This is a genomic window from Micromonospora inaquosa (assembly GCF_003857055.1).
GTDB lineage: Bacteria > Actinomycetota > Actinomycetes > Mycobacteriales > Micromonosporaceae > Micromonospora > Micromonospora inaquosa.
In genome coordinates this window covers 1-10,300 of record NZ_QGSZ01000113.1, presented here as the reverse complement: position 1 = coordinate 10,300, position 10,300 = coordinate 1, and the positions used below count along the sequence as shown (strand labels likewise).

General features: G+C 70.0%; 12 protein-coding genes. 5 read left to right on the top strand and 7 right to left on the bottom strand.

Annotated features, from left to right (window positions below; all coding sequences use genetic code 11):
• Positions 1-108: 108 nt before the first annotated feature.
• Both DLJ59_RS02630 and DLJ59_RS02625 read right to left on the bottom strand, forming a co-directional pair.
• Positions 109-912 (bottom strand): hypothetical protein, encoded by an 804-nt coding sequence (locus DLJ59_RS02630; protein WP_124770915.1) that lies wholly within the window; start codon positions 910-912, stop codon positions 109-111.
• A gap of 147 nt (positions 913-1,059) precedes the next feature.
• Positions 1,060-1,368, bottom strand: a complete 309-nt coding sequence (locus tag DLJ59_RS02625) for a hypothetical protein (RefSeq protein WP_124770914.1) — start codon at positions 1,366-1,368, stop codon at positions 1,060-1,062.
• A gap of 504 nt (positions 1,369-1,872) precedes the next feature.
• Here DLJ59_RS02625 and DLJ59_RS36220 point away from each other — a divergent pair.
• The gene (locus tag DLJ59_RS36220) at positions 1,873-2,529 is read left to right on the top strand and encodes a hypothetical protein (protein WP_158630771.1); all 657 of its coding nucleotides are present in this window, start codon (positions 1,873-1,875) and stop codon (positions 2,527-2,529) included.
• 143 nt (positions 2,530-2,672) lie between these two features.
• Here the strand turns inward: DLJ59_RS36220 and DLJ59_RS02620 are convergent, their stop codons facing one another.
• Positions 2,673-2,954, bottom strand: coding sequence for a hypothetical protein (locus DLJ59_RS02620; protein ID WP_124770913.1), 282 nt, complete (start codon positions 2,952-2,954; stop codon positions 2,673-2,675).
• A 199-nt stretch (positions 2,955-3,153) separates the two neighbouring features.
• Between DLJ59_RS02620 and DLJ59_RS02610 the strand changes: the two genes are divergently transcribed.
• The gene (locus DLJ59_RS02610; RefSeq protein ID WP_124770912.1) at positions 3,154-4,515 is read left to right on the top strand and encodes a WD40 repeat domain-containing protein; all 1,362 of its coding nucleotides are present in this window, start codon (positions 3,154-3,156) and stop codon (positions 4,513-4,515) included.
• On the opposite strand, the gene DLJ59_RS02605 is transcribed toward DLJ59_RS02610, so the two are convergent.
• Positions 4,516-4,809: a hypothetical protein gene (locus DLJ59_RS02605; RefSeq protein WP_124770911.1), complete on the bottom strand. Its 294-nt coding sequence runs from the start codon at positions 4,807-4,809 to the stop codon at positions 4,516-4,518.
• The gene (locus DLJ59_RS02600) at positions 4,802-5,626 is read right to left on the bottom strand and encodes an SDR family NAD(P)-dependent oxidoreductase (RefSeq protein ID WP_124770916.1); all 825 of its coding nucleotides are present in this window, start codon (positions 5,624-5,626) and stop codon (positions 4,802-4,804) included. The genes DLJ59_RS02605 and DLJ59_RS02600 overlap by 8 nt, the downstream gene beginning before the upstream one ends.
• 129 nt (positions 5,627-5,755) lie before the next feature.
• Between DLJ59_RS02600 and DLJ59_RS02595 the strand changes: the two genes are divergently transcribed.
• Complete coding sequence (locus DLJ59_RS02595; protein ID WP_124770910.1) at positions 5,756-6,712, top strand: HpcH/HpaI aldolase/citrate lyase family protein; 957 nt, start codon at positions 5,756-5,758, stop codon at positions 6,710-6,712.
• 75 nt (positions 6,713-6,787) lie between these two features.
• Here DLJ59_RS02595 and DLJ59_RS02590 read toward each other — a convergent pair whose 3' ends face one another.
• On the bottom strand, positions 6,788-7,327 hold the full coding sequence (locus DLJ59_RS02590) for a DUF4190 domain-containing protein (RefSeq protein ID WP_124770909.1): 540 nt from the start codon (positions 7,325-7,327) through the stop codon (positions 6,788-6,790).
• 118 nt (positions 7,328-7,445) lie between these two features.
• Here DLJ59_RS02590 and DLJ59_RS02585 point away from each other — a divergent pair, with 118 nt between their 5' ends.
• Complete coding sequence (locus DLJ59_RS02585) at positions 7,446-8,351, top strand: SDR family NAD(P)-dependent oxidoreductase (RefSeq protein ID WP_124770908.1); 906 nt, start codon at positions 7,446-7,448, stop codon at positions 8,349-8,351.
• Positions 8,352-8,379: 28 nt separating this feature from the next.
• On the opposite strand, the gene DLJ59_RS02580 is transcribed toward DLJ59_RS02585, so the two are convergent.
• Positions 8,380-8,907, bottom strand: a complete 528-nt coding sequence (locus DLJ59_RS02580) for a DUF4190 domain-containing protein (RefSeq protein WP_124770907.1) — start codon at positions 8,905-8,907, stop codon at positions 8,380-8,382.
• A 177-nt stretch (positions 8,908-9,084) separates the two neighbouring features.
• Here DLJ59_RS02580 and DLJ59_RS02575 point away from each other — a divergent pair, with 177 nt between their 5' ends.
• Entirely contained in the window at positions 9,085-10,281 is a 1,197-nt protein-coding gene (locus tag DLJ59_RS02575; protein ID WP_124770906.1) for an acyl-CoA dehydrogenase family protein, read from the top strand.
• Positions 10,282-10,300: the final 19 nt, after the last annotated feature.

The following is a 10,300-nucleotide window of genomic DNA, read 5'->3' as shown; positions in this document are numbered from 1 at the left end:
CTACGCGGTCATCCGCGAGCTGCAACGACTCCTCGCGACCTGGACCGGCGCCTGCCTCACCTGCCACCAACCCGTGAAGCCGTTACACCGCAACAAACGCCACAGAACCTAACAAAGCACTACTAGCAGCGGGCCGGTGGTGCGCCGGTGGTCGGCCAGCGTGGCGAGCCAGGCATGCGCGGTGTGCACCGGGCAGGTGCGAGGGTCAATGCCCCAGGGGAGGTCCGCGGTCCGGCCGGCGGAGTGCCGGTCGGTTTTGGCGGTGCCCACGGTCACCTGCAGTCCGTTGGGGGTGAAGACGAGGTCGGTGATGTCCAGGGCGGTGAGCTCACTGCGCCGGGCCGCGAGGGCGAAGCCGAGCACGAGCAGCGCGATGTCGCGAACGCCGGCGGGAGTGCTCCGGTCGAGGACGGAGACCATGGCCCGCAGCGCGGTGACGGTAACCGGGGCAGCCTTGCGCACCCGCCCGCCAGGGCCGCTGGTGGCCTGGCCACGGCGGTAAGCACGCAGCACGGCGCGAGGACCGTCGGTGGGCAGTGCAGCGGCGGCGGTGGCGCGGTGCGCGGCGGCGATCGCGGCCAGGGCTCGCTCGATGGTGGCGGGGGCACGGCCGGCGTTGGCGAGGGACCTGACGTAGTCGGTGACGACCATGTGGATGTCGGAGCCGTCGGCCAGCAGGGCGTGCAGCGCTGCGGCGAGCGTGTCGAAGTCGTCGAGAGTGGGGACCACGTCCAGCAACTGCTGGTCGCCGCACCAGGTGAGGAAGCGGCGCAGGTCACCGGTGTAGGCGCAGCGGGTGCTCTCGGGCATCACGCGGCGCAGCCGATCGTGGGTGCCAGCCCGCAGGATCACCGGCTGCCGGCTCGCGGGCGCGTTCCCGGTGATGTCGGCGTCCTTTTGCGACGAGGTCACGGCTCACCGCCCGCCCGACGGTCGTCGCGACCGTTCTTCTATCACGAGAAGAGATATTATCGTGAATGAGGTGGCAGCGAGCTCCGCGCTTGTGTGATTGCACCTAAAACAGCCGATGGTCATGACTCTCTCCAGGGGTCTACCGCCTCAGCGGCCGAGCACGCTGTCGACCAGCCGCCGCAGCGCGTCGATCACCTCGACCGTGCCCTCGCCGGTCACCGTGCTCCGACGCCCGCGGCGTCCGCGCATCGCCACCACAGCGGCGGCCGCCACCAGCACCCCGGCCAGCAGCCAAGGCGCGATCAGCACGCAGCCAGCAACCACCAGGCCCGCCACTGGATGCCCCACCGCAGTGCCGCCAAGCGCGGAGACCACCGCGCCGCCGCTAGCGAGCGCCACCACTCCCCAGGCCGGGCCGGACCCAATGGACCCACCCGGACGCATCACGTTGAACACAGAACCTTCCTTCAAGATCGTTTTTTGGGCATGAAAAAACCCCGAGCGTCCACTCGGGGTTATCTATCGCTCGAGGCGCGTGGGAGGCTTCACCTCCTCTCGTGGGGAAGGGTCCGCCGGCAGCAGTCAGGTGACTGTAGGTCCGGCGGAGAGCAGGTGTGGTGCGATGGTTGCCCGGGGTGCAGGGCGACCTGGCCAGCCCGACCGAGATGGTGACGTAGCCGGAGGTCTTGCCAAAGCCAGCCCAACGAGAACAGGGGTTGGGCGGGCAGCAAAAAAGGCGGCACCACTCATCGGTTCCGCCTTGGTTTAAGGGCTCCGCCCGAATTTGGGCGCGCTGCACCTACTGCGGAGATAGTGGCACGCGAACGAATGCCGGTCAAGAGTATCTCGGTAAATTCACGTCTTCCCAGCTCAGACGGGTTGTGGGCGCTCCGTGCGGCTCCATGCCATCGACAACGAAGGTTGCCGTCGATTGGATTGCGACAACTAGCATTGTCGCTCGTGGACCACACTCGCCAAGAGCTGTTCGAGCTGACGATGCGCCGCGCCGTGGACCTGCTGGCCCAGCACGGCGTAGCAAAGACCGCCAGTTCCAACCCGTTCTTCAACAGCCCTCAAGACGAGCGCCGGGCGCACGCCCTAGCCGTCCTGCAGACCTGCCGTGAGCTGACCGTGCAGCTTGACCAGTTGGCCGACGATGCTGCGCTGCAAGCCCAGCGGGCGCAGGCAAGTTATGCCGAGATCGGTGCCGCCCGCGGTGTCAGCCGCCAAGCCGCCCGGCAAGCAGCGGTACGGCACGAGCGGCGCGTCCAGGCCCAACAGGCCGGCCGACAGGCCGCCCGCCGAAGCGCGTTGGACGACGACGAGTGGAACGATCTCGAATACCAGGGGCAGCTCGCGCGGGAAGAACGCGAGGAGCGCTGGCCACCCCGGTCGTGGCGCTACCGGGCGCCGACCGGCTACCGCACGGTCACCCTCATTGATGGCCCGGCAATCGAGCACACGTTCCGGGTCCCCGTTGGTGACGACGCCTTCCCGTTCGTCGACCGCTACCAGGTCTTCGGGCGCATGCACGAGCGCTACGCCAGGTACACGGCCACGAAGCCCGGAGCCGACCAGTACTACTTCACTGGCGAGTACTTCATCCGCTGGTCATGAAGTTCCGAGCCGCGTTGCCGCGGGTCTCGCTGTCCCGCGGCAACCGAATGACTACCGGTCCGCGCTTGCGCATTCTGGCTGCGGGCACATTCCACCTACAAGTTGGATGTGTGATGGATTTTGCGCATTGCGGTGCACCGGCGTCAACTCGACGCGCTTGGCCGCTTCAAGGTGCCGGTGCGTGGCGGTCCGCCCTTGGCGCGGCGGGTGATGGCCTCCACCTTGGCCGCCTGGTCGAAGCGGTACCAGGTAGTCCCTCGACCTCGGCCGGTTGCGTGATGGCGGGGCAAGAGGCCGTGGAGCGTGTCGGCGGGGTTGGCAGAGCGGCGTGCCCAGTCGCGAACCCGGTCTGCGGTGACGTCGGGACCGAGCCCTTGCGCGATCTCGGCGGCGGTGCCGTACTCGTTGCCGGCGATCCAGATCATCAGCCCACCGTATTCGTATGAACGGCGCTCGTCACACCTCAAGGACCAGGCATGAACAGCGGCCCGAAGGCTCATCTGGCTTCTTACAACGCTTGACTACCGTGAAGAGTCAGACCCGGCACGCCCTGGGCCGGCTGCGGGTGCTCGCCCCCGAGTTGGCCGAACTCGTCGGCCAGAGCGCGCAGGAGGTGACCTCCCGATGACCGCCCGACTCTCCGAGGCGCTGCGCCACCTCGCCGCCGACGTGCCGCCCGCGCGCGTACCGGATGGGCTCTTCGACGCGGCACGGAGGCGGCACCGCCGTGGCCGGGCCGCCGTCGCCGGCGCGCTCGCCGTCCTGGTCCTGCTCCTCGGCACCGGATACGCGCTGCACCCGGTGGCCCTGCCGCTGCCCGCCGCCCCGCGTCACGACACCCCCGGCCTACCGAGCAAGCTCGTCGACCCGCCGCTGCGGACCGCCTCGGTGGGCTACTCGGCACCTGGCGCGGCGGCGATGCTCTTCGGTGGTCCCGCCGTCCGCACCAACTGGTTCGAGACCCGGATGGGTGTGGTGGCTGCCGACAGCGACCGCTACCGCGTGCTGGACGGCGACCCGGCCGTCGCCGGCTTCGAGGCGACGCTCTCCCCGGACGGCCGATACGTCTGGATGGGCGCGACGCTGCTCGACCTGACGTCCGGAAAGACCACCCCAAACCGTCCGGACGGCTACCCGCTCGCCTTCGCGCCGAACGGGAAGCGCCTGGTCTACGCCGACGACGACACCACGTTCACGTCCCCGAACACCTACTCCACCCCGTACGTGGGGGTCTACGACCGGGATCGCGGAACGGACGTGCTGCGGGTGCGGGTCGGCACCACCTGGGTCCCGCCGGGTCGCACTGCCGCGTTGTCGTCGGACGGCGGCGATCTCGCCCTCCAGGTCCGCGACGAGGTCTGGCTGACCCGGGTGGACGACGCGGACGCGGATCGGTTCGCCGAGCCGTACCGGAAGCTGCCGCTGGCGGGCGGGCGGCTCGCCGGGGCCGGGTCGTGGCTGCCGGACGGCCGTTCGGTGGCCCTGCTGGGTCGGTCCACCTGTACCGACTGCCCGGTGCCGTCCTACCCGCGCACCTGGACACTGGCCGTCAGGTCCACGGTGGATGGTTCCCCGTTGGCCGGCGCGGCGTTCCCGCCGCTGCGCTCCCGTTCGTTCGTGCACCTGCTCGGCTGGCGCTCGGCGGACGAGGCTGTCGCGTTGGTCGGTGTGCCGGGGCCAAAGGCGGTGGACCTCCCGGAGGAGCACGACATCGCCTGGGGGCCGTATCACGAGGTCGGAACGGAGGCCGTGGAACTCGTGGTGCTGCGCCGGGGGACGACCACGCCGGAAGTGCTCTTCCGGACGCCGGAGGGCATCACCGACCTGTCGGTCGCCGCCGACCTCGCGATCAGCGGGGCGGTACGCGAGTCCGGCCGCCCCCACTACGGGCCGCCGCCGTTCTGGGCGCTCGCGGTGGGGTTCGTCCTGGCGGTGCTGGTCACCCGGCTCGTGCTGGCGCTGCTGCGCCGCCGGCGTGATCGGTGACTAACCCTCCCGGACCTCGATCACCCGGGTCGTCGGTGCGGACCGGCCCAGGGCACCGCGCAGGGCGGCCCGGTCCGGGTCGGCGAGGAACGACTCGTAACCGGCCCGCCCGTCGAACCGGATGACGTGTACCTCGGCCTGCCCGTCGGTGCCGCGCAGTCGCCGGTCCAGGTGGCCGCCGTGCCGCCCGAGCAGGGCCAGCACGGCGTCCTCGTAACGCTGCCCGGCGGCCTCCGCACCGGCGGGAAACTCGACGAGCGCGACGAGTGTCAGCACGCCGGCCGCGTCAGTCATCGAGACCGACGGCCTTGGCGCTGGCCTCCCACAGCCGGGCGGCGAGCTGCGGATCAGCCGCCTTCCGGAACGGTCGACGCGGTCGACGGTCGACGTAGTAACCCCCGTTGAGCAGCCGGGAGCGGTCCTGATTGGCCAGCCACACCAGGGTCTCGGCAGCCTTCTCGGGGCTGCGGAACGGCATGATCCGCATGCCGAACGCCACCAACCTGCTGTCGTTCGCGAACCGGGTGCGCACCACCCCCGGGTGGAAGCTGTACGCGGGAATGCCCGGCCAGCGCCGCGCCGCCTCGGCGGTGAACAGGATGTTCGCCTGCTTGCTGGTGCCGTACGCGCCCATCGGCCGGTAGTCACGCAGTGGCTTGTTCAGGTCGTCCGGGTCGAGCGCGCCGAAGCGGTGTGCGCCGGAGGCGGTCACCACGATCCGGCCGACCCGGTCGGCGAGCAGGTTGGTCAGCAGGAACGGGGCCAGGTGGTTGGCCTGGATCGACATCTCGAAGCCGTCGACGGTGCGCAGCGGTTGCAACGCGATCGCGCCGGCGTTGTTGGCGAGCACGTCGATGCGGTCGTACGCGGCCCGGAGCTGCTCGGCCAGTCGGCGCACGTCGTCGAGGCTGGCGAAGTCGGCCCGGAACAGTTCCGGACGCTCGCCGGAGGTCTCCCGTACCCGAACGGCGGCGGCCTGTAGGCGGGCCGGGTCCCGCCCGACCAGTGCCACCCGGTCGCCACGGCAGGCCAGGTGCACGGCGGCGGCAAGGCCGATGCCGGAGCTGGCCCCGGTCACCACCACCAGTCGACGCCCAGTGAGATCTTCCACAGGTCCATTCACCCCGGTCATGGCGCGAGGTTACCGTGGCGTCACAACGCCCTTTGGGATCGTTAAGGTTTTCGGATCTGTCGTCAGGTGGCGCCGGCGTGCCCACTGGACGCTGGAAGGAGCGCATCCATGGCCGCAGTCGGTCGTCCCCGCCGGTCGTGCCTCGCCGTGCCGGGTTCCAGCGTCAAGATGCTCGGCAAGGCCCAGGGGCTCCCAGCCGACCAGGTCTTCCTCGACCTGGAGGACGCGGTCGCCCCACTGGCCAAGCCGGACGCGCGCAAGAACATCGTGGCCGTCCTCAACGAGGGCGACTGGGCCGGCAAGACCCGGGTGGTCCGGGTCAACGACCTGACCACGCCGTGGACCTACCGGGACGTCATCGAGGTCGTCGAGGGGGCCGGCGCCAACCTGGACTGCATCATGCTGCCGAAGGTGCAGACCGCCGCCCAGGTGCAGTGGCTGGACCTGACGCTCACCCAGATCGAGAAGACCATCGGCCTGGAGGTCGGCCGGATCGGCATCGAGGCGCAGATCGAGAACGCCGCCGGTCTGGTCAACGTGGACGCGATCGCCGCCGCCTCACCGCGCGTGGAGACCATCATCTTCGGCCCGGCTGACTTCATGGCGTCGATCAACATGAAGTCGATGGTTGTCGGTGGCCTGATCCCGGACTACCCGGGCGACCCGTACCACTACATCCTGATGCGGATCCTGATGGCCGCGCGGATGCACGACAAGCAGGCCATCGACGGCCCCTTCCTGCAGATCCGCGACGTCGACGGGTTCCGCGAGGTGGCCAAGCGCTCGGCCGCGCTGGGCTTCGACGGCAAGTGGGTGCTGCACCCGGGCCAGATTGACGCCGCCAACGAGGTCTACCAGCCGGCGCAGGCCGACTACGACCACGCCGAGTTGATCCTCGACGCGTACGAGCACTACACGTCGGAGGCCGGGGGTCGGCTCGGCGCGGTGATGCTCGGCGACGAGATGATCGACGAGGCGTCCCGCAAGATGGCGCTGGTGGTCGCCGCCAAGGGCCGGGCCGCCGGGATGGGCCGTACCTCGTCGTTCACCCCACCGGCGCGGTGACCGGCCGGGCCGGGACGACAGCCGCCGGCTGCCGATCCGGCTCGACGATCGGCGGTACGCCGACCAGCCCGCCGGTCAGTAGCTGCTGCCGTTGTCGCTCGTCGCGATCGCGTAGATGATCGCGGCAGCGTAGAAGGCGAGAATCAGCACCAGGAACCCGGTGAGAATCCAGCCGACGATGATGGCGGCCTTAGCGATCCCCGCACCGCCCTCGCCGCTGAGCCGGATCTGCTTCTGCGCGACGTGCCCGAGGATCGCGCCGACCGGCGCGGTGATGCAGGACGTGAAGCCGAGCATGGCCAGCACGAACGCCGCGATGGCCAACCCGTTCGTCTTCGGTGGCTGCGGGTAGCCGTAGCCGGCGTACTGCGGCGGGTAGCCGGTGGGGGCGTACCCGGGCGGGGCGTATGAGGGCATCGGCTGGGCGGCTGGCGGCTGCGCACCGGCGTACGGGTCGACCGGGGCGTACGGGTCGGCCGGTCCGTAGGGGTCGACCGGGCCAGGTTGTGCGGGCACCGGCTGACCGGCCACAAGGGTCGGATCCGGTGCGGGGCTCGACGGCTGGGCCGACCAGGTGGGATCGTTCCAGTTGCCGGGCGGCGGGGGATTGGTCATGCGAACTCTCCGTCAGGTCGGGGTGCGGAGACAGGGTAGCCAGCGCCGCCCAAACCCGATGCCCCTGCTTCCGGGTGCCGCGTTGCTCGGGCCGGTCGTAACGGGCAGGATCCGTGGCATGGCATTCGACGCGCGCGCCGCGGACCGCTCCGGCAGTCGACCCCGACGGGACGTCAGCCGTCCGGGCGCGGCCCGGCGGGCCCGGACGGCCGCCCCGACGGGCAGCTCCGGCCCGGACGAGCCGGTCGCGCTCGCCGACCCGGTCACCATGCGTCTCGACGGGCGGGTCGCCCTGGTCACCGGGGCGGGCAGCCCGGACGGCATCGGGTACGCCACCGCCCGGAGGCTCACCGACCTGGGAGCTCGGGTGGCCATCGTCTCCACCACCCGACGCATCCACGAGCGGGCGACCGAGTTGGGGGTGACCGGCTTCGTCGCGGACCTGACCGACGAGTCCGAGGTCGGCGCACTGGCCGACGCGGTCGCCGAGCAGTTGGGCGACGTCGAGGTGCTGGTCAACAACGCCGGCCTGGCCAGTCGGGCCAGCCAGGGCGTGCTGCGGCCGGTGGCACAGCTGAGTTACGACGAGTGGCGTGGTGAGATCGACCGCAACCTCTCCACAGCGTTCCTGTGCAGTCGGGCGTTCATCGGGGGAATGGCCGAGCGGGGCTGGGGTCGGATCGTCAACCTGGCCGCTACGGCCGGCCCGGTCAACGCCCTGCCCACCGAGGCCGCGTACGCCGCGGCGAAGGCCGGGGTCGTCGGGCTGACCCGGGCCCTGGCCATGGAGATGATCGCCGACGGCGTGACAGTGAACGCGGTGGCACCCGGCACCATCTACACAGCGGCGTCCACGATGGCCGAGATCAAGCAGGGGCTGGGCACCCCGGTGGGGCGACCGGGCACGCCGGACGAGGTCGCCGCGGCGATCAGTTTCCTCTGCTCGCCGGCCGCCTCGTACATCACCGGGCAGATGCTGGTGGTCGACGGCGGCAACAGCGTCCGGGAGGCTCGCTTCCGCTGAGTGTGACGGTCCGCGCCGGCCCGTCTGTTCAGTAGCCTCCGCTGTCGCCGGTGTTGCTGAAGGCCACCAGCGCCAGCCAGCCGCAGCAGGCCAGCACGGTGAGCCCGGTGAAGACGTAGCCCAGGATCAGACCCCAGGTCGCGAGTTGGTCGCCGTCCTCGCCGCTGGTGCGGATCTGCCGCTTGGCCACGTGGCCGAGGACGGCACCGGCCGGCGGAAACACGAACGCGAACACCAGCGACAGGATCGCCAGCACGTTGGTGCCCCGACCCGGTCCGGCCGGCGGTGGGCCGTACTGACCGTAGGGGCCCTGCGGGGGGTACGGCGGCTGCTGGCTCCAGTGCGCCGACTGCTGTGGCCCCTGGTGGCCGTACGACGGTTGGTCACCGGGTGGCCCGTACGGTGACCGTTCCGCTGGTAGCTCGTACGCCGGCTGGTCCGGCTGCGGCGGCTGGCCGGCCGGCGGTGGCGCGTACGGCGACTGGTCCCTGGGTGGCTCGTAGGGTGACGGCGGTTGCTCGTCCTCGGGCGGTCCCGACGGCGGCGGGTAGCTCACAGCTGTCCTCCTCCTGCCGGTGCCGGAAAAGTCCCTCTTGCCGGACGCTACCCGCAGCGGTGAACCTTTTCACAGCGGTTGTGTGGACTGGTCACCTTGGCCTCGCCGACCCGAGAGGCCGATACTGACCCAGCGTTCAGTTACCCACGAGTAGTGCGCGGATCCCCGGAGGCTGAGATGGCCCGACTCGCCCAGACGCCCGGCCTGACCGATGTGCAACAGTCGATCCTGGAGACCGTTCGGGAGTTCGCCGACAAGGAGATCATCCCGCACGCGCAGCGGCTGGAGCACGCCGACGAGTACCCGACCGACATCCTCGATGGGATGCGCGAGATGGGGCTCTTCGGCCTCACCATCGACGAGGAGTACGGCGGGCTCGGCGAATCACTGCTCACCTACGCGCTGGTGGTGGAGCAACTGTCCCGAGGCTGGATGTCGATCTCCGGCATCGTCAACACCCACTTCATCGTGGCGTACCTGATCTCCCAGCACGGCTCCGTCGAGCAGAAGGCCCGCCTGCTGCCGAAGATGGCCACCGGCGAGGTGCGCGGCGCGTTCTCCATGTCGGAGCCCGAAACCGGCTCCGACGTGTCGGCGATCAAGTCCCGGGCCGTCCGTGACGGCGACCGCTTCGTCCTCAACGGGCAGAAGATGTGGCTCACCAACGGGGCGTACTCCTCGGTGGTGGCCACCCTGGTCAAGACCGACACCGGCGCGGAGTCCGTCTACGGCAACATGAGCACCTTCCTGCTGGAGAAGGAGCCGGGCTTCGGTGAGACCGCTCCCGGCCTCACCATCCCCGGCAAGATCGAGAAGATGGGCTACAAGGGCGTCGAGACCACCGAGATGGTGCTCGACGGCGTGACAGTGCCCGACTCCGCGATCCTCGGCGGCGCCGAGCAGGTGGGCCGTGGCTTCTATCAGATGATGGACGGCATCGAGGTGGGCCGGGTCAACGTGGCCGCCCGCGCCTGCGGCATCTCCATCCGCGCCTTCGAGTTGGCCGTGCAGTACGCCCAGCAGCGCAAGACCTTCGGCCAGCCACTGGCCAAGCACCAGGCGATCGCGTTCAAGCTCGCCGAGATGGGCACGAAGATCGAGGCCGCGCACGCCCTCATGGTCAACGCCGCCCGGCTCAAGGACGCCGGTCAGCGCAACGACGTCGAGGCTGGGATGGCCAAGCTGCTCGCCTCGGAATACTGCGCCGAGGTTGTCCAGGAGGCGTTCCGCATCCACGGCGGCTACGGCTACTCCAAGGAGTACGAGATTGAGCGGCTGATGCGGGAGGCCCCGTTCCTGCTCATCGGCGAGGGCACCTCGGAGATCCAGAAGACCATCATCAGCCGAGGCCTCCTAAAGGAATACAAGCTCTAACCCCACCCCCACCCCCATC

Excerpts from the sequence above, each read along its gene's own strand:
- DLJ59_RS02620 (WP_124770913.1), bottom strand. The coding sequence starts at position 2,954 with ATGATCTGGATCGCCGGCAACGAGTACGGCACCGCCGCCGAGATCGCG.
- DLJ59_RS02610 (WP_124770912.1), top strand. The coding sequence starts at position 3,154 with ATGACCGCCCGACTCTCCGAGGCGCTGCGCCACCTCGCCGCCGACGTG.
- DLJ59_RS02605 (WP_124770911.1), bottom strand. The coding sequence starts at position 4,809 with ATGACTGACGCGGCCGGCGTGCTGACACTCGTCGCGCTCGTCGAGTTT.
- DLJ59_RS02595 (WP_124770910.1), top strand. The coding sequence starts at position 5,756 with ATGGCCGCAGTCGGTCGTCCCCGCCGGTCGTGCCTCGCCGTGCCGGGT.
- DLJ59_RS02590 (WP_124770909.1), bottom strand. The coding sequence starts at position 7,327 with ATGACCAATCCCCCGCCGCCCGGCAACTGGAACGATCCCACCTGGTCG.
- DLJ59_RS02585 (WP_124770908.1), top strand. The coding sequence starts at position 7,446 with ATGGCATTCGACGCGCGCGCCGCGGACCGCTCCGGCAGTCGACCCCGA.
- DLJ59_RS02575 (WP_124770906.1), top strand. The coding sequence starts at position 9,085 with ATGGCCCGACTCGCCCAGACGCCCGGCCTGACCGATGTGCAACAGTCG.